The sequence below is a fragment of the Psychrobacter sp. YGAH215 genome (assembly GCF_007280595.1).
GTDB lineage: Bacteria > Pseudomonadota > Gammaproteobacteria > Pseudomonadales > Moraxellaceae > Psychrobacter > Psychrobacter faecalis.
Window position 1 is genome coordinate 88,042 of record NZ_VKLR01000007.1, and the last position, 19,706, is coordinate 107,747.

Genomic DNA, 19,706 nt, shown 5'->3' on the forward strand with positions numbered 1-19,706 from the left:
GTAAGCCTAACCGTTGCTAACGCTTGGCTGACGGCGGCGGCGTTTTGATGGAACCGGCCCTTTTTGCTCATTCATCTTGCTAGCGGCTGTTCGATTCTGAGCTTGAGTAGTCTGTTTCTTAATATTCTGTTTGGTTGCAGCAGCTTTTTTAGCAACAGGTTTTTTAGTAACAGACGGCGTATCCTCAGCAAAATCTGCCGCAGCTTTAGGCGCTTTTTTCTCATACTTGGCCGTATTTACTACTTGCTCTTTATCGCTAGCTGGTTTTGCCGCTACGTTAAGCAAGTTATCAGCGTTATTTTTACTGTCAGTATTACTATTATCCGCTATCGTAGTAGGTTGACGACGGCGACGTTTATATGGTATCGGCTCGTTATTTATGCTGACAAGCGCTGGCGTTTGGGCGACAGTACGCTTAGTATGGACATTAGTAGCAGCATTAGTATTGGCCGTTGTAGATAAAGCTGACTGGTCAAAATCGGCTTTGCTAGCAGCAGACTTGGTATCGACTGGTTTAGCTTTTGCATGCTGCTGCGCTTGCTTATCAGCGTTAGCAGAGCTGTCAGATTGTCTTGCAACTCCTGCTTTCTTAAATGAAGTGCTTTCAGCTTTTGTGCTTTGCTCCACAGGCGCTTGCTTTGGTTTAGCATTAGATTTTGGCTGATCGTCCGTTGGCAATTGTTTGCGTAATGGCGGAACCACTTTTTCATGCTCGATGACAAATAACGGTGAAGGCTTGGCATCGTGGCGCTTATTTGCCGTTTGCTTGCCAGTATTCGCCAGGGATAACTGCTGCAATTGCGCCAGCTCATTATTATCTTGTGTCGCTTGCTGCTTATCATAGCCCTGATTATGACTATTATTGCTGACACTATGATTACCATTGTTATTAGCTTGCTGAGTAGATTGGCTCGCGGCGCGGCGGCGGCGTGATGGTACGTTTGAGGCATCATTAACCGCCTGCTTGCTATGACCATTGCCGTTTACTTTATCTTGCTGATCGTTTTCTATGTGATTCACCTTGCCATTATCGTTCGAGGTTTGCTGTTTTTGACGATTACGACCGCGACCACGCTGCCCTTGTTTATAGGCTCCACGACGGATATTCTCATCAAAATCATCAATCGCTTGATCTTGCTGCTGTTCGGTCAGGGTTTGATAGGTTTGCCACCACTCGCCCATGCCATTGGTCGACTCTGAAAGCGGATGTTCGGCATCACCGCACTGCTCACGCAATAGCAAGAAATCAAAACCGGCGCGGAAACGAGGATGCTCAGACAACTGGATAATTTGTTTGCTGCGCGGCGCCGCCAATTTTGGCTGTAATATCCAAATATCACGGATAAATTGTTCGGCAAATTTTGGAATGGCGGTCTTGATACGCTGACGGTCGATGACTTTGCCCGCTGCATGCAGTTGCGCGTCAGCAAAAGGCATATTGCGTTTTTTGGCTTTTTCCAATTGATGAAGATAGTTTTCCCACAATAACGCGGCATAAAAGAAGGCAGGATTGATACTTTTACCAGCGGCGATACGTTTGTCGGTATTGATAGCGACTTGTTTGACCAAGGCACTTGGCTCAGCAGGCGGATAAATTACTAAACTGTCAATCGCGCCCGACTCAAACAATAACGGCAGTAGCGGCACTAAATAGCCACCGGTAAACATTTTTTGCGTTTCATCATACAAACGATGCGGAGAAATTTGCTCCAGCAGCGCCCAATTGTCATCATGGAACTGGGCGGCGAGTTCGCTATCAAAATCAAAACCAAGCTTGGCTTTAAAACGCAGGGCACGCAGCAACCTGACCGGATCTTCTTCGATACGCGTCGGTGCATGACCTAAGAGACGAATAACTTTATTATCGATATCTTCAAGCGCGCCGCAAAAATCATGCACCACGCCTTTGAGCGGTTGATAATAAAGGGCATTGATAGAAAAGTCGCGACGGGCAAAATCTTGTTTGATATCGCCCCAGACATTGTCGCGCAAAATCATCCCATCTTGATTGGTATTGGCATTATTGAGCGGTGGACCACGAAAGGTCGCCACTTCGATAAGCTCGCGCCCAGAGTAGACATGCGCCAATTGAAAGCGGCGTCCAATAATACGGCAACGCTTGCCAAAGACATCTTTAATCTCATGAGGTTTGGCATCAGTGACCGCGTCAAAGTCTTTTGGACGCAGGCCTAGCAAGGTATCGCGCACGCCGCCACCGACGATATAAGCATCAAACCCAGCTCGGGTTAGGGTGGCTATCACTTCGGTAATGGAATTGGGTAATTCAGATTTATTCAGTTCTAACTGCTTGGCGGCACGCTCGGCCATGCATCTACTCCTCGCCTTTATTCTTAACCACCCCGACGAACACAGCGTCTATCAGGCGGATGTACCCACTAGTTTAACAAATTTTGACCATGGTGGGTGTGTTATGACATTTACTTACATGCTATTTTGTCAATGTGGGGGTTAAATAATACAAAATAAAGCGCTTAATCTTGTACGCTTAAACGCTGGCGATTTTTCTCAACCGTTTTTGCGCCGATGCCTTTGACTTTCGTTAATTCATCGACCGTTTTAAAGCCGCCAAACATCTCGCGATATAAAATAATCGCCTGTGCTTTACTGCTGCCAATACCGTTTAATGCCACCAGCTCGGCTTCTGTGGCGCGATTGATATTAATTCTAGTCTGCGTGCGCGCTTGGCTTTGTGCTGTTTCTTGCGTCAATAGATAATGATAAGCGCTTTTAGCATTATCAAAACATGGCGCGGCAAGGGCAGGATTAAACGATATAGTAATAACAGAAAACACACCTACTAAAAAAACGGCGGCATTTTTAAATAAATTAGCATGCTTCCATTTAATAAACCGGCTTTTATTAGTCGCGTTCATGCTGTTTCGCCGCTTCCCATAACGCATCCATCTCATTGATATCGCTATCTTCTAAACGCTTGCCAGTAGCCGCTAATTGCTCTTCTATATAACCAAAGCGTGTTTTAAATTTATGCACACAGGTTAATGTTGCAGTTTCAGCATCAAGGTTGAGTTTACGCGCGACATTGACCAGCGCAAACATGCAATCGCCAAGCTCCTTTTCAACCTCCCTGATATTGGTTTTGATTTCAACTTGGGGCTTATCTAAAATCTCGGCCTTTAGCTCGGCAATTTCTTCATCGAGTTTATCAAAGGCGCCGCTGACGCCTTCCCAATCAAAACCCAGTTTTGACGCCTGCTTTTGTACATCCTGCGCTTGCATGAGCGCGCTGCCTGCTTTGGTATTGTCCAAACGGCGCTGTGGTTTGCCACGTGCGGCGCGCGCTTGTTGCTCCTCCGCCTTAATCTCATCCCAACGTTCTTTTACCGCGGCTTCATCTTGTAGCGTTTCTGCTTCAAATACATGCGGGTGCCGGCGAATCAGCTTTTCTTGCAAAGTGGTAATCACATCACTCATATCAAAGCGCCCTTGTTCAGCGTACATCTGACAATGAAACACCACTTGCAACAATACATCACCAAGCTCGCCTTTGATGTCTTCATCATCATCACCTTGTACCGCCTCGCCGAGCTCATAGGCTTCTTCAATCGCATAAGGAATGAGACTATGGTTGCTTTGTTTTTTATCCCATGGACAATCTGCTCGCAGCCGTGCCATTAAGGATAATAAATCCGCCAACTCGCCACTTGCTTCTGGCGTTCCTGGTACCGGTGTAGGCGCTGTTATTTTATTTTCTAAGCTCTTCATAAAAAACACTCTTATATTTTTATTGGTTATTAAATAGAACCCTATTAAGTTTATAACGATTTTGTCGTTAGTGTAGCATTGAACACTGTTTAGCTTATAATTGGGTAACCTACTTAATTATCATCTCACTGCTTAAACGCAAGGATTTTATCGTTATGCCCACATCCGATACCAATAATGCCAGCTATGCGACTCAAACCCAGTTCGCACCGATTAACATTGATTCATTTAAAGCTTACGATATCCGCGGCGAGCTTGGTGTCAATCTCGATGAAGCTATCGCCTACCGTATCGGCCGTGCTTTTGCGCAAATTTTATTCGAGCGTTATAACAGTGCCGATAATGATGCTACCGCTGAACTGAAAAACTTAAAACCAGCTATCGTTATTGGCAGCGATATCCGTCATTCAAGTGAACAGTTAAAACAAGCGACAATCAAAGGTATGCTAGATGCCGGCGTCGATGTGATTGATTTGGGAATGACAGGTACAGAAGAGGTGTATTTTGCCACCAGTTATTATCAAGCGTTGGGCGGTATCGAAGTAACTGCCAGTCATAATCCGATTAACTATAATGGCTTAAAATTGGTCAAAGAGCACTCAAAACCGATTAGCGCCGATGATGGCTTGGCAGAGATTCAAGCGTTGGCAGAATCGGGGCAATTTAGTACGGATAATCAACAAGGTACATTACAATTACTGACGGATAAAAGCGCCTATATCGATCATGTGATGACTTTTATCGATACTGATAAATTAGAACCGCTGAAGCTGGTTATAAATTCAGGCAATGGCAGCGCCGGTCCAGTGGTTGATTTATTAATCGAAAAGTTAGCACAAGCTGGCGCACCGATTGAAGTGATTAAATTGCACCATACGCCTGATGGTAGTTTTCCAAATGGCATCCCTAATCCGATGATTTTGGCTAATAGAACCGCCACCCAGCAAGCTGTTTTAAAACATAAAGCCGACCTTGGCATTGCCTTTGATGGCGATTTTGACCGCTGCTTTTTATTCGATGAATACGGCGAATTTATCGATGGTAGCTATGTCGTTGGGATGCTGGCGCAAGCCTTTTTAAATAAGTATGCGGGCGAGTCAATCGTCTATGATCCGCGAGTGATTTATAACACCGAAGCCGTCATTCATGAGCATAATGGTAAGGCGGTTATTAGTAAATCTGGGCACTCATTTATCAAGCAGGTGATGCGTGATTCTGGCGCGGTTTATGGCGGCGAGATGTCGGCACATCACTACTTTCGCGATTTTTTCTACTGCGATAGCGGCATGATTCCTTGGCTGCTGACCATTGAGTTATTATCGATTACTGGTAAAACCTTGTCAGAATTGGTCAGTGGTTATATTGCAGCCTATCCAAGCTCAGGCGAGCTGAACTTTCATTTGACCACTCATGATGCGCCAGCCATTATCAGCGCCATCGAAGAGAAGTTTAGCGCCGACAAGCCAACCAAATCGATGCTCGATGGTTTGAGCTTAAACTTTGGCGAATGGCGTTTTAACTTACGCGCTTCCAATACTGAACCATTAATTCGCTTAAACATCGAAAGTCGCGGTGATAAAGATTTACTACAGACTAAAACCCAAGAAATTCAGCAATGGCTTGCTAGTAAAGGGGCTGTGCCTGCTTAACTTAAGTAATCATAATGCTAAGTAAAGACGTTCTGAACTTATAAGAACAAAAAAGCGCCGGTTAATTTTTATATTAATCGGCGCTTTTATTTAGATTCAGTTCATTAGCTGCTTGTCTGCTACGCTTATTTTATAATTGTTAGAGAGCTCTATTTGGCGCGACCAATCCCTATATAGTCACCGACCAAATCATCAACCTGCGTTCGCGACAGCGCATTGCGCGCATCGAATATCGGCAGCGCCTGCTCATTAAGCCTAGCGACATCTAGTCTGTTTTCTGGCAACCAGCTGATGATAAAAATGGCCTGTGCCTCATTAAGCTTCTGGTACGGACTGGCAATCAATTCCAGTAACGTCTGCTGTCCATAAAGCTCGGCAAGCTCGGTCTGGGCTTTATCACTATACACCAGCGTGCGGATATTATAAGACCAGAGTAGCGCTAACAACGGATGAATCGCCGACTCTGCTGTCCGTCCCGAGCCCGCTTTATAACTGCCGCCCCAAATCATCACGGTTTTATGGTCGATAAATCCATCAAAATACTGCCAAAACTTGCGAAATATCAGCTCTTTTTGGTCTTCGTTGATATTAATGACTGCCTGTAGTAACGGCATAGCTAGGCTTTTTTCTGCACTGGACTGCTGCAACTTAACCAACTCTGTCGGTAGTGTATTACCACCAAACCCCCAGCCCGCTTGCAAGTAGCTACTGCCCACGCGCTCATCAAGTCCCATAATGTGACTAACTTGCTGAATATCGACCTGTTGACTATCCGCCAAGCGCGACATCTCATTCATAAAACTCACCCTTGTGGCAAGCATCGCCATGATACTACTACGGGCAAACTCTATAGTGGCAATATCTGCTTGATGAAAAGCGCGCGCCTGCTGTATTAAAGGCTGTAGCATCGTTAAATGATGGCGGCTATTTGGTGTTTTTTCACCCAGCAATAACAATGATGGATTTAGCATTGAGCTGTACGCATCGCCATCCTTTAAGAATACAAATGGCACATAATAAACCCAAGCGCGCTGCAACTGCTTGGACAATGCGTCAACCGCGCCCAGCTGTTTAATGCCACTCATGATGAGCGGTAAGGTTTGCTGATGACTGTGATTAAAGGCCGTAATCCAGCTGTCTGCTTGCCATACTGGGCGGATACTGTCTAAAAATAACCAATATAGCGCAACTTGTTTTCTCTCATTATTATTATCCGACGTTTCATAGTGCTCTAGCAGCTTACTCGCAGTAGTGGGCAAAGCATAGCTGACAATTTGTTGCTGCTGCACGTACATCTGCCATAACGCTTGCACATGATGCTCGAAACCATATTGTTGTAATTGCTGCGTCAATACCTCTTTATCAGTATAAAGATGCACCGTATGACCGAGACTTGCCAGTACCACAGCACTGGTAATCGCCTCGATACTATGACCAACGAGGACGCAAACGCTGGTGTTTTTAGCAGCTTGGTTAAATGAATGTGATGCGGATTGGTCGTTATCTGTCTTGTGTTTATTTATAGCGGCAGCGCTCATAAGATTACCTTTTATATTGCAAAGTTAGCAGCGTGGATAAGTGGATAAGCCAGTCGCATGATGCTACTAGCTACTAGCCTTAAGCCATTAAGACAACAGCTTAATATGCTGCAATAGCTGATTGGTAGAGGTATCAAATTGCGCATCGCCGCCTTGCTGCATGGCGGTATGTACCGACTCTGCCATTTTCTTGCCCATCTCAACGCCCCATTGATCAAACGGATTGATATCCCAAATGCTGGCCATGACATAAACCTTGTGCTCATAAAGCGCTATCAACTCCCCCAAACTATGCGGGGTCAGCTCATCGATAAGGAGCGTCGTTGACGGCTGATTGCCGCGGTAATATTTGTATTTATCGGTATCAGAAGCCGCTTCAATATCCTTATCAACAATAGCAGCATTACCAAAAGCCAAGACCCGACTCTGCGCCAAACAGTTTGCCAAAGACAATTCATGCTGCTGCTGTAGCGATTCATTTGTCGCATCATCACTATAACGGCGCACGCACGCAATAAAGTCACAAGAGACCTGCTGCGTCCCTTGATGCAGAAGCTGATAAAAAGCATGCTGCGCATTGGAGCCAATCTCGCCCCACAAAATTGGACACGTATCATAATCAAGACGCTCGCCATGCTGCGTCACCGATTTACCATTACTTTCCATCTCAAGCTGGGTCAAGTAGCTTGGCAAATACTCCAAACGTCCATCATAAGGCAGCACGGTATGCGCATTGACTTGTAAAAAGGTACTGTTCCAAACGGCGAGCAAACCTAATAATACTGGCAGATTCTCAGAAAAGTCTGCTTGGGCGAAATGCTCATCCATATTATGGGCGCCGGCTAGCAGCTCTTTAAAACCATTTATGCCAATACGAATAGCGATAGCAAGTCCAATCGCCGACCACAATGAAAAACGACCGCCAACCCATTCCCACAGCTGCAATTGATGCTCAGGGTGAATGCCCCAGGCAGTCATTTTTTCACAATTGGCCGATACGCCGATAAAATGACGGCGCAAGACGCTTTCTTCCGTGCCAGCGCGTAATTTTGCCGTAGCGAGTAACCATGACAGTGCGGTCTTGGCATTGGATAGCGTATCAACGGTGCCAAAAGATTTGGAGGAGATAATAAATAAAGTGGTTTCAGGATTTAAGTGCTTGAGCAAATTATCAAGCTGCGTGCCATCCATGTTAGAGACAAAATGCACCTCAATAGCAGTATCTGCCCATTCATCAAGCGCGGTGGTCGCCATCAGTGGGCCTAAATCTGAGCCGCCAACGCCAATATTAACCACATCAGTGATTGCTTTACCAGAGAACCCGCGCCACGTGCCGTTGCGTACCCGCTCTGACAATCTTTCTACCTGCGCCAAACTCTCATGTACATCAGCGGCGACATTTTGCGTGCCAACTTGCAGCTGTTCTGTAGCTGGCAAGCGTAGAGCGGTATGCAGCGCTGCTCGCTCTTCACTGGTATTAACCATCGCCCCTTGTAATAAGGCATCGATACGGCCTGACAACTCGCAACTATTCGCCAAATTTAATAAATTTTCTAGCACCGCATCACTAATACACTGCTTGCTATAATCCATATATAGCGCGCCCGCTTGCGTGCTAAAGCGAGACGTCCGCTCATTATCTTGCGCGAACAATGGGGCAAGCGCCCACGGCTGCTCCGCTAACTTGGCTAAATGCTGCCAATACTTAGAGTGGCGGGCACTTTTATAGCCTTTATTATTTATCTCATCCATTAGCTATTTATCATCCCTTAACTGCTGCTCGGCAAAATAGATAAACGCTTGCATATACGAGCACATATCGCCTGCGTCATAACTATCGCCGCGCATGGTCGTCACATTAACGCCATATTTGCTAATCAAGGCGTCAATGGCATCAGTCAGTTGAATCTCGCCACCAACCGACGCTCTAGTATTGGCCAGATAATCAAATATATGATTGCTAAATACATAACGACCGACAACGGCCAATTTTGAAGGGGCATCCGCTAAGTTGGGCTTTTCGACAAAACCGGCAACTTTAAAGCTTGCGTTTTTATCAGCTTGCTCGATTTCATGCGCTTGATTAAATGCTTCGTATAATTGGGCAATACCGTATTTATGCACATCTTCATCTGCTACGTTATTGACCAATATTTGCGAATGCGTGTCTTTGGCAAAGGCTTCAATCATAAACGCCAAATTATCAGTCGTTATATCGGTGTTAAATGGATCGAGCACCACATCTGGCAGCAGTACAGCAAAGTCATGCTCGCCGATGATTGGACGCGCCGCCAATACCGCGTGTCCCAACCCTAGCGGTTTGCCTTGGCGTATCATAGACACCGTTACATCCTCGGGTAACCAAGTTAAGCTATCGGCTAACGCGTCTTTACCTTTAGCACGCAATTGATTATCCAATTCAGCATTGATATCAAAGTAGTTTTCGATGGCGCTTTTTTGTGCATGACCGACCAAAACGATATGTTTGATACCCGCAGCAATGGCTTCTTCAACGACATAATGAATAGCGGGACGATTACCAAGTGGTAGCAGCTCTTTTGGCACTGATTTCGATAACGGCAGCATACGTGTACCAAAACCTGCGACAGGAATAACAGCGTGAGTAATTTTTTTCATAATTTTTAGACTGTATTTAAGAGTGTGAAATAAGAAACATGCCTAATCAATGTTAAGCGCTATGATAGCCATTCGGGTTTTTACTTTGCCAACGCCACGTATCTTGACACATCTCAGTGATAGATAGTGTGGCATCCCAACCTAGCAAATCTTTGGCTTTATCAGCGCTGGCATAGCAGCTGGCAATATCTCCAGCGCGCCGAGCAGAAAACTGGTAAGGAATATTTTGGCCTGATACTTCAGAAAAAGCCGTGACCAATTCTAAAACAGACGTTCCTTTACCTGTTCCTAGATTAATGGGTAAAAAACCTATTGAGCTGTATTTATCTCGACCTACTTGTTTCTGTAAGTAGTTAAGCGCTGCTACATGACCTTGGGCAAGATCAGTGACATGGATAAAATCGCGTACCCCCGTACCATCGACAGTAAGATAGTCATTGCCAAAAATACTAAGTTTTTCAAGCTTGCCAACGGCGACTTGTGAAATATAAGGCATTAAATTATTAGGAATATCATTTGGATCTTCGCCAATTTGCCCAGATGGGTGCGCACCTACGGGATTGAAGTACCTAAGTGGAATAAGATTCCAGCCATCATCGGTTGCCGCTAAGTCCTCTAAAATATGCTCGACCATCAGTTTGCTCTGACCATAAGGATTGGTGCAAGAACGCTTTGATTCCTCATTGATGGGCAAGGATTCAGGATCTCCATAGACGGTCGCAGAAGATGAAAAAACCAAATTCTTAACATCGGCTTCTCTCATAACTTCCAATAAAGCAATGGTGCCACTGACATTATTATTATAATACAGCAATGGCTTGGCCACCGATTCTCCAACGGCTTTTAGTCCCGCAAAATGAATCACACCAAAGAACTGATGCTCGGCAAAGACCTGTTTGAGTAGATCAATATCACGAATATCGCCTTCAACAAACTCGATGGGTTGATCAATGAGCTTGGATACGCGCTCAATGGCCTCGCGGTTACTATTAGACAAATTGTCGTAGACCACAATATCATAGCCTGCTTCGTGTAAAGCTATACAAGTGTGTGAGCCGATATATCCGGCACCACCGGTTACCAATATCTTATTTTTCATAATTGCTACATTTTAATCAAAGGAAAGTTATTTTTAGAATAAAAAAAGACACCCCATTGTAGGAGTGCCTTTGTTTTTTTTCAACGATGTTTTGGTATTAGACTAGCTATTAATACCTAAATTACCAACCGGTAACTTCTTTTAACTTATCACCGATTTTTGATGGATCACGGGTATAAGCAATACCAGCGTCTTCAAAGGCTTTAAATTTCTCTTCAGCAGTACCTTGACCACCGGAGATAATCGCGCCAGCATGGCCCATACGCTTACCAGCAGGTGCAGTCACACCAGCAATATAACCAACCACTGGCTTGGTTACGTGCTCTTTGATATAAGCCGCCGCTTCTTCTTCAGCTGTACCACCAATCTCACCGATTAATACGATGGCTTCGGTTTGTGGATCGTCTTGGAACAGTTTTAGCGCATCGATTTGGTTCATACCTGGGATAGGGTCGCCGCCGATACCGATACAAGTAGACTGACCAAAGCCAAGCTTAGTGGTTTGGGCAACCGCTTCATAAGTCAACGTACCAGAGCGTGAAATGATACCCACTTTACCTGGCAAATGGATATGGCCTGGCATGATACCGATTTTGCACTGACCTGGAGTGATAACGCCTGGGCAGTTTGGACCAACCATACGTACATCGCCTGCTTCTTCGATATAACGCTTGGCTTTTAGCATATCGATAGTCGGTACACCTTCAGTGATTACGACGATCAATTTTACGCCCGCATCGACTGCTTCAACGATAGAATCTAATACAAATGGAGCTGGTACGTAGATAACTGAAGCGTCAGCTTGGGTCATTTCCATGGCTTCTGCCATGGTGTTAAAGACTGGCAAACCTAGGTGCGTTTGACCGCCTTTACCTGGGGTTACGCCGCCAACTACTTTAGTGCCGTACTCAATTGCTTGTTCAGAGTGGAATGTACCGTTCTTACCAGTAAAACCTTGTACCAATACTTTGGTATCTTTATCAATTAATACACTCATTATTTTTTCCTTATTCGGTTGTCTTGCAATAGCAGTTTTCTCGCTCACTTATCGTTAAATGTTAACGATTTATGCTTTTGCTAAAAACTGCCATCACGCTGTGACTATAATGCTTAAGCGTCTGGTTAAGCGAGTTATGAATAAAACAGCGCTTAACCGCACGACTTATATTAAAGGCTTATGCTTTAACCGCATCGACAATTTTTTGCGCCGCATCTGCTAGGCCTTGAGCTGAAATGATTTTCACATCAGATTGCTCTAGTAGCTCAGCACCTTTTTCAGCGTTATTACCTTCTAGACGGACAACGACAGGCACTTTTACGTTCACTTCTTTAACTGCTTCGATAATCGCTTCGGCAATCATGTCACAACGTACGATACCGCCGAAGATGTTGATTAGAACGCCTTCAACACTGCTGTCTTCTAGAATGATTTTGAACGCTTCAACAACGCGATCTTTGGTTGCACCGCCGCCAACGTCCAAGAAGTTAGCAGGTTTGCCGCCGTACAATTTGATAATGTCCATGGTCGCCATCGCAAGACCAGCACCGTTTACCATACAACCGATGTTACCTTCTAGGGCAACATAGTTTAGGTCAAATTCAGCGGCTTTAAGCTCGCGCTCGTTTTCTTGCGTTTTATCTTGTAGTGCTGCAATTTTAGGCAGGCGATATAAAGCGTTTGAGTCAATACCGATTTTGCCATCAACACAAACGATTTCGCCATTTTCGCGAACCGCTAATGGATTGATTTCTAATAATGCAAAATCATTGTCAACGAATGCTTGATAAGCGCCGCTCATCAATTTTACAAACTGGTTGATTTGCTTGCCTTCAAGACCCAGTTTAAATGCCACTTCACGTGCTTGGTAAGGCATTAAACCAACTAATGGATCAACGCTTACTTTAAAGATTTTTTCTGGAGTTTCGCTTGCGACTTCTTCGATATCAACGCCGCCTTCGGTTGATGCCATAAAAGTGACGCGACGCGTAGAACGGTCTACAACTGCACCAAGATATAGCTCAGTTTGTACTGGGTACATATCTTCTGCAACCAATACGAAGTTAACTGGTTGGCCTTCTGCGTCAGTCTGGAATGTAACCAGATTGGTACCGATAAGCTCTTCAGCAACTTGCTTTGCTTCTTCGCGAGTTTTAACGAGCTTCACACCGCCCGCTTTACCACGGCCACCAGCATGAACCTGCGCTTTAATAACCGCAATATCAGTAGGCGTCTTATCAAAAGCAGCAGCAGCTTCGTCGCCATTATGGGCGATGATGCCTTCTTGAATGGGCAAACCGTAGCTTTTTAATAGCTCTTTTGCTTGATACTCATGTAAATTCATTGATTGTATCCTTTATTTTTTACAATTAATAAAAAGTGAAAACAAGTGCAAGGCAGAATAACGCTGCCACACTTATGATGGCGGTGACCGTTATCATAATAGTGATAGCGGCCGCACCATCCGGTTAAACTTGATATTGACTCAAATGCTTTTCATTTTAAGCAAGTTAATCTCAAAAACTATTTACGTTTTTTACGCTGTATGGCATGAATCGCACGGCCATCTGCTGATAAAGCGGCTTCATGAACCGCTTCAGAAATGGTTGGATGCGCAAATGTCATCAACTGCAAATCTTCGATACTAGATACAAATTCCATCGCAATCATACCTTGATGGACAATATCGCCCGCACCAGCAGAAATGGCATGCATACCTAACAAACGATCTGTTTTAGCATCAGCAACAACTTTGATAGAGCCTTGTGCTTCACTTTGTGCAAGCGCACGACCGTTAGCTGCTAGGTTAAATGAACCAGTTTTGACTTCATAACCCGCTTCAGTCGCTTCTTGCTCGGTCAAACCAACCCATGCAATTTCTGGATGGGTATAAATGACGTTGATAATGGTGTCATAGTTAACTTGTGCTTTTTCACCATGAATGCGCTCAACCGCCATCATGCCTTCTTCCATCGCTTTATGCGCAAGCATAGGGCCACGAACCAAGTCACCGATTGCATAAACGCCGTCAAGGTTGGTTTTACACTGGTCATCGACATCGATAAGACCGCGCTCAGTCAACGTGATACCACTGTCTGCGCCCAATAGTTTTTCAGAGTAGGCACGGCGACCAACACAAACAATCAGTTTATCAAAGCTTTCATCCGAGGCTTCACCTTTTGCTTCGCTGGTCACGACAACTTGATCGCCTTTCACTTCAGCATTGATTACTTTGGTATCAACGCGGATATCAAGACCTTGCTTTTTCAGCATTTTACCCGCTTCTTTAGCAATGTCTTTGTCAGCCGCTGCTAGGAAGCTTGGTAGCGCTTCATAGACAACCACTTCTGCGCCCAAGCGGCGCCATACTGAACCTAGCTCAAGACCAATGACGCCTGCGCCAATGACGCCTAAACGCTTTGGTACTTCGGTGAAATCAAGCGCGCCAGTAGAATCAACAATACGGTCGCCGTCAGTTTTTGCCACAGGAATATCGATAGGCACCGAACCTGCTGCAAGAATGACGTTTTTGGCGGTAATAGTCGTTTCACTGTCGTCTTCTAGAGCAGTAAATTTAACTTTTTTATCCGCTCCTTTCCCGTCTTCTAATGTGCCCCAGCCTTGTAGCCAGTCAACGCCATTGCCTTTTAGCAATGCTGCCACGCCGCCAGTCAATTGCTTAACGATAGCTTCTTTACGGCCAATCATTTGCTCGATATCGATAGCAACGTCACCGGTGCTGATACCATGCTCAGCAAGGTCATGCTTGGTCGCTTCATAACGATGTGATGAATCAAGTAAGGCTTTTGATGGGATACAACCGACGTTTAAGCAAGTACCACCGAGTGCGGGCTCGCCTTTATAAACACGTTTTTCGATACAAGCAACGCTCATACCTAACTGGCCTGCACGGATAGCGGCTTCATAACCACCAGGACCGCCGCCGATGATGACTAGGTCATAATTGTCTTTCATAGTACGTTCCTTCTAAACATGTGAACTTTAATTTGTTATAAACAGTCTCATTTAAGAGTCATAATCGTCTTGCATATCGGATAACATTTGTTCATAAGTGTATTCACAAAAATCACTTTCACCTGATATATTTCTAATAGTTATTATCATATTCATCGCAAAATTTTTGAGTTCTTCTACTTCATATAATCTATCAAGTATAGTTTCTTGCGTATCTATATCAAAACCATATTTATTAATCAATATTGAGAACTTATCCCAAAAGGCATTAGAGAATTTATCGCCTTCTTCATAATTTTCGTTAAAAAAACTATCTAAACCTTTTATTCCAGTATGTAACTCAGTCATTTGCTCGTCGGTCAAATCGGTATTTGGCAATCCGTTGATGGCATTAGAAAAAAGCATTCCTACTCCTTATTACACACGCAACACTATGAATACAGAAAAATATTATCTATTGGTTGAAAAAAAGCTTGTATCAGTGGTTACCGATACAAGCTTAAAAGCTTACAGGTCTAGGAGTAGCATGGTTGGATCTTCGACCAACTCTTTGATAGTAACTAAGAACTGTACCGCTTCTTTGCCGTCAATCATACGGTGATCATATGATAGTGCTAGGTACATCATTGGTAAAATTTCAACTTTACCGTCGACTGCCATTGGGCGGTCGTTGATAGCGTGCATACCTAAGATAGCAGTTTGTGGTGGATTCAAGATAGGCGTTGACATGAGTGAACCAAAGACGCCGCCGTTTGAAATGGTGAACGTACCGCCAGTCATATCATCAAGACCAAGTTTACCTTGTTGTGCTTTACCACCAAACTCACGAATCTTAGCTTCAACATCAGACATGCTCATGCGGTCGGTATCACGCAATACAGGAACCACCAAGCCACGATCTGAAGATACGGCAACACCGATATCATAGTAGCCGTGATAAACGATGTCATCGCCGTCTAGTGACGCGTTAACCGCTGGGAAGCGTTTTAGTGCTTCAGTCGCCGCTTTAATAAACAATGACATAAAACCTAGACGTACGCCATGACGCTTTTCAAATTGCTCTTTATACTTAGCACGCATATCCATCAACGGTTTCATGTTGACTTCGTTAAACGTGGTTAGCATCGCTGTTTCTTGTGAGGCAGCCAGTAGACGGTTAGCAACTGTCTTACGTAAACGCGTCATTGGTACGCGTTTTTCAGTACGCTCACCGGTTGATTCAGCAACTGGACGACCGCTATCAGATTTGATAGAGCTATCAGCTTTTAGCGTTGGGTTTGCCATGTCGGTTTTGGTTACACGACCACCGCGGCCACTACCTTCGACGTTTTTAGGATCAACGCCAGATTCTTTCGCCGCTTTTCGTACCGCAGGGCTTTGGTCTTTATGATCCGCTTCGTCTTTTTTATCTGTGGCTTGGACTGGCTCACCGCCATCGGTAGCTTGTTTCGGCTGTACTGGCGCTGCTGGTTGGTCTGGGTCAACTGCAGGCTCATCCGCGCTATCGCTGCTACCACCAGCAGAACTACCGCTAGCACCAGCTTCAAACTCGGCGATTAGCTCGTCTGACAAAACTGTATCGTCAACTTGCTTAACGATTTTGGTAACCACACCGTTATCAGGTGCAACCACTTCTAATACTACTTTATCAGTTTCGATTTCAGCCAATAAGTCGTCGCGGCTAACTTCTTGACCTTCAGTGACATGCCATTCCACGAGGGTGCCATCGGCAACCGATTCTGGAAAAACGGGGGCTTTGATTTCAGCCATCGATATACTCCTTAGATATTGATATTACTCTTTATTATTAAGTCGTGATAGGCAGTCAATACCATTCTCAATCGTCTTACTTTAATGGTAATAGCGGTACGGACTGTTATCGCCTGATTCGTGTATCTTATATAATCTGTTGCTTAAGCCAACTACTATTTAGATAGCTCATCCACACTGATACCAAGACCACCAGCAATAAGCGCTTGCTGCTGCTGAGCATGTAGTTTTGGAGATCCTGTCGCTGGCGCCGCACTAGCAGGACGCGCAACTGGCTCCATGACTTTTGCCTTGGTTGGATGCGGCACAACAATGCGGAACATATGCGGCGCTAAATAGTACCAAGCACCTTGGTTAAGTGGCTCTTCTTGCGTCCAAACAATCTCAGCTAAGTTACTATATTTTTCAATCTCAGCAATCAAACGCTCTTCTGGTAATGGGTATAGCTGCTCGATACGCACAATCGCTACGTGATCTAAACCTAGCGCACGGCGTTGTTCTAATAAGTCATAGTAAACTTTACCGCCGCACAGCACCATACGCGTTACGTTGTCGGCATTTTGCTGATCGATCTCTGGCAATACTGTCTCAAACTTGCCGTTCGCCAGCTCTTCTAGGGTTGAAGTTGCCAATTTATGACGTAGTAAACTCTTCGGTGACATGACGATTAATGGCTTACGAATCGGACGTACCGCTTGACGACGTAGGGCATGATAGATTTGCGCTGGTGTCGTTGGCGTAATTACTTGCATGTTGTCTTCAGCACATAACTGCAAGAAGCGCTCTAGGCGAGCAGATGAATGCTCAGGGCCTTGACCTTCAAAGCCATGTGGTAATAACATGGTTAAACCACAAACGCGCTGCCACTTAGTCTCACCACTTGAGATAAATTGGTCAATCACCACTTGTGCACCGTTCACGAAGTCACCAAACTGTGCTTCCCAAACGATTAGCGCATTCGGCACGGTCGTTGCGTAACCATATTCGAAGGCTAGTACCGCTTCTTCTGATAACAGTGAGTTGTAAGTAGCAAAGCGTGCTTGCGTCTCACTGATATGCGCAAGCGGCACATACATGCTGCCATCGTTGACGTTATAGATTTCACTGTGGCGATGCGAGAACGTACCACGACCCACATCTTCGCCAGTGATACGTACCAAGACATTGTCATGATCGACTAATGACGCATAAGCAAGTGTTTCAGCAGCGCCCCAGTTAAGTGGCTCTTCGCCAGTTTGCATAGCTAGGCGCTGTTCGACCATTTTTTGTACTTGGCGTTGTAGCTTGTAACCTTCTGGCATTTCTGCCATACGGCGACCATAGCCTTTTAGCACTTCGATATCGACGCTGGTATCCCAATCGTCAACCAAATCATGGCCTAAGTAAGGCTTCCAATCAACGAAGAGCTCTTCGTTAGGCTGACTCACTAGAGAGCTGGCAACGTATTCACCGCGGTCCAACGACTCACGATATTCATCTTCGTACTTTTGAGCTTCACTCTCGCTTAACACGCCGGCTTTGATCAGTTGCTGTGCGTAGATAGTGCGAGTGGTTGGTAATTTTTTAATCACTGCGTACATGAGTGGCTGAGTCGCTGATGGCTCATCGGCTTCGTTATGACCGTTACGGCGATAGCAAAACAAGTCAATGATGATGTCTTTGCCAAACTCATGACGGTAATCTAATGCCAATTGTGCCGCGAAAACTACTGATTCAGGATCGTCACCGTTTACGTGCAAGATAGGCGCGTGCACCATTTTTGCAACATCAGTACAATACTCAGTCGAGCGTGCATCTTCTTGACGGCTGGTGGTAAAACCAATTTGGTTATTAATAACAATATGTACTGTACCGCCCGTGGTATAACCACGCGTCTGTGACATCTGGAAGGTTTCTTGAACCACACCTTGACCTGCAAAAGCCGCATCGCCATGAATAACGATCGGTAGTACAGAGTTGCCTGTTTTATTATCTTGTAGTGGTTGGTCATTACGGCGAACTTGACGCGCGCGTACCGAACCTTGCAATACTGGTGCGACAATCTCAAGGTGCGATGGGTTAAACGCCAATGCCAAATGCGCCTCACCGCCCGGTGTCATCACGTTCGATGAAAAACCATTATGATATTTAACGTCACCTGAGCCTTTTTCCGGCTGTACTTTACCATCGAACTCATCAAACAAATCGGCAGGGTTTTTACCCAAGATATTAACCAATAGGTTTAAACGACCACGGTGAGCCATACCAATAACCATCTCTTTAGTACCATAACCGCCAGCACGTTGGATGATTTCATTGATAGCAGGAATAAAGCTCTCACCACCTTCTAGACCAAAGCGCTTAACACCCGTATATTTACGAGCCAAATATTTTTCTAAGCCTTCGGCAGCGGTTAAACGCTCAAGGATTGAGAGACGTTTTTCTTTATCAAACTCGATATAACCCAGATTGGTTTCTAGGTATTTTTCCATCCAGCGCTTTTCGGTGCTGGTGGTCACGTGCATATATTCCGTACCGATATGACGGCAGTAGACGCGCTCCATGATCTCGATGATTTCACGTAGCGTCGCTTCATCTTTACCAATATTTAAATCATTGGTTGGGAATACGGTATCAAGGTCGGCTTCAGAAAGATTGTGATAAGCAAGGGTTAAATCTTCCACTTCTGCACGTGGATGCAAATCTAATGGGTCAAGCTTAGCGCGGCGATGACCACGGCGGCGATAGGCTGAAATCAGCTGCTGCACGCCCATTTGTTTTGGGTCAGCACAATTTGAATCGCCAGCTTGTGAGCCAGAGGTGTCAGTATTTACTTTGTTCGCCGTTTGATTGCGCGCAAGCAACAAAAACTGATCTTTAATAGCATTGTGCTTGGCATCATTTGGCGTCTTGTATTGTTCAAAATACGCCTGCCAATCGTTATCAACGCTACTAGGATCATCTAGATATTGCTCATAGAGCGCTTCGATATATTGAGCATTGTCGGCAGCCAGTTCAGTATGATCTAGGCTCGCAGTTTCTTTAGTTATACTATTCATAATAATCGTCTATTTGATAGATAAATGAATGGAATCGTGCTTATTATTGTGTTGTTCGTTATAGGTTAGCGACATCAATCGTCGCTTTTTACCGTTAAAACTTGTCTTAACATTATCTTTTTATTAACCATATCTATAAGTTACCGCTTCTGGTCAATTAAAAACATCGTACCCAAGCTATGTCGTTATAAAAAAGATAATTGCAATACCACGCTTACTATTAAAATTATTTGTGAACGGTCGGTTTTCTTTAGTGGC

General features: G+C 44.8%; 14 protein-coding genes. 1 reads left to right on the plus strand and 13 read right to left on the minus strand.

Annotation, left to right across the window (positions count from 1 at the left end):
* Nucleotides 1-6: 6 nt before the first annotated feature.
* From pcnB to mazG, 3 genes are all read right to left on the minus strand, one after another.
* Entirely contained in the window at nucleotides 7-2,328 is a 2,322-nt protein-coding gene (pcnB, locus tag FOR85_RS03980; RefSeq protein ID WP_144296817.1) for a polynucleotide adenylyltransferase PcnB, read from the minus strand.
* Between the two features lie 164 nt (nucleotides 2,329-2,492).
* Nucleotides 2,493-2,894 carry a ComEA family DNA-binding protein gene (locus tag FOR85_RS03985; RefSeq protein ID WP_144296818.1) on the minus strand — a complete coding sequence of 134 codons (402 nt, stop codon included), beginning with the start codon at nucleotides 2,892-2,894 and terminating at the stop codon, nucleotides 2,493-2,495.
* Nucleotides 2,881-3,744: a nucleoside triphosphate pyrophosphohydrolase gene (gene mazG, locus FOR85_RS03990; RefSeq protein WP_144296819.1), complete on the minus strand. Its 864-nt coding sequence runs from the start codon at nucleotides 3,742-3,744 to the stop codon at nucleotides 2,881-2,883. Before mazG ends, FOR85_RS03985 begins: the two co-directional genes overlap by 14 nt.
* 155 nt (nucleotides 3,745-3,899) lie before the next feature.
* On the opposite strand from mazG, the gene FOR85_RS03995 reads away from it, so the two are divergent.
* Nucleotides 3,900-5,393, plus strand: a complete 1,494-nt coding sequence (locus FOR85_RS03995) for a phosphomannomutase CpsG (protein WP_144296820.1) — start codon at nucleotides 3,900-3,902, stop codon at nucleotides 5,391-5,393.
* A 149-nt stretch (nucleotides 5,394-5,542) separates the two neighbouring features.
* Here FOR85_RS03995 and FOR85_RS04000 read toward each other — a convergent pair whose 3' ends face one another.
* The 10 genes from FOR85_RS04000 to FOR85_RS04045 all read right to left on the minus strand — a co-directional run bounded on the left by FOR85_RS04000 (nucleotide 5,543) and on the right by FOR85_RS04045 (nucleotide 19,448).
* The gene (locus FOR85_RS04000; protein WP_144296821.1) at nucleotides 5,543-6,931 is read right to left on the minus strand and encodes a UDP-glucose/GDP-mannose dehydrogenase family protein; all 1,389 of its coding nucleotides are present in this window, start codon (nucleotides 6,929-6,931) and stop codon (nucleotides 5,543-5,545) included.
* An 87-nt stretch (nucleotides 6,932-7,018) separates the two neighbouring features.
* On the minus strand, nucleotides 7,019-8,683 hold the full coding sequence (pgi, locus tag FOR85_RS04005; protein ID WP_144296822.1) for a glucose-6-phosphate isomerase: 1,665 nt from the start codon (nucleotides 8,681-8,683) through the stop codon (nucleotides 7,019-7,021).
* Nucleotides 8,684-8,686: 3 nt separating this feature from the next.
* A complete protein-coding gene (locus FOR85_RS04010; protein ID WP_144296823.1) occupies nucleotides 8,687-9,568 on the minus strand; it encodes a UTP--glucose-1-phosphate uridylyltransferase in 882 nt (293 codons plus the stop codon).
* A 52-nt stretch (nucleotides 9,569-9,620) separates the two neighbouring features.
* Nucleotides 9,621-10,667: a UDP-glucose 4-epimerase GalE gene (gene galE, locus FOR85_RS04015; protein ID WP_144296824.1), complete on the minus strand. Its 1,047-nt coding sequence runs from the start codon at nucleotides 10,665-10,667 to the stop codon at nucleotides 9,621-9,623.
* 121 nt (nucleotides 10,668-10,788) lie between these two features.
* Nucleotides 10,789-11,664: a succinate--CoA ligase subunit alpha gene (sucD, locus tag FOR85_RS04020; protein ID WP_144296825.1), complete on the minus strand. Its 876-nt coding sequence runs from the start codon at nucleotides 11,662-11,664 to the stop codon at nucleotides 10,789-10,791.
* A 178-nt stretch (nucleotides 11,665-11,842) separates the two neighbouring features.
* Complete coding sequence (gene sucC / locus FOR85_RS04025) at nucleotides 11,843-13,009, minus strand: ADP-forming succinate--CoA ligase subunit beta (RefSeq protein WP_068407827.1); 1,167 nt, start codon at nucleotides 13,007-13,009, stop codon at nucleotides 11,843-11,845.
* 179 nt (nucleotides 13,010-13,188) lie between these two features.
* Nucleotides 13,189-14,640, minus strand: a complete 1,452-nt coding sequence (gene lpdA / locus FOR85_RS04030) for a dihydrolipoyl dehydrogenase (RefSeq protein ID WP_144296826.1) — start codon at nucleotides 14,638-14,640, stop codon at nucleotides 13,189-13,191.
* A gap of 51 nt (nucleotides 14,641-14,691) precedes the next feature.
* Nucleotides 14,692-15,045, minus strand: coding sequence for a hypothetical protein (locus FOR85_RS04035; RefSeq protein ID WP_144296827.1), 354 nt, complete (start codon nucleotides 15,043-15,045; stop codon nucleotides 14,692-14,694).
* A 102-nt stretch (nucleotides 15,046-15,147) separates the two neighbouring features.
* Nucleotides 15,148-16,410 (minus strand): 2-oxoglutarate dehydrogenase complex dihydrolipoyllysine-residue succinyltransferase, encoded by a 1,263-nt coding sequence (gene odhB / locus FOR85_RS04040; RefSeq protein WP_144296828.1) that lies wholly within the window; start codon nucleotides 16,408-16,410, stop codon nucleotides 15,148-15,150.
* Between the two features lie 155 nt (nucleotides 16,411-16,565).
* Nucleotides 16,566-19,448, minus strand: coding sequence for a 2-oxoglutarate dehydrogenase E1 component (locus FOR85_RS04045; RefSeq protein WP_144296829.1), 2,883 nt, complete (start codon nucleotides 19,446-19,448; stop codon nucleotides 16,566-16,568).
* Nucleotides 19,449-19,706: the final 258 nt, after the last annotated feature.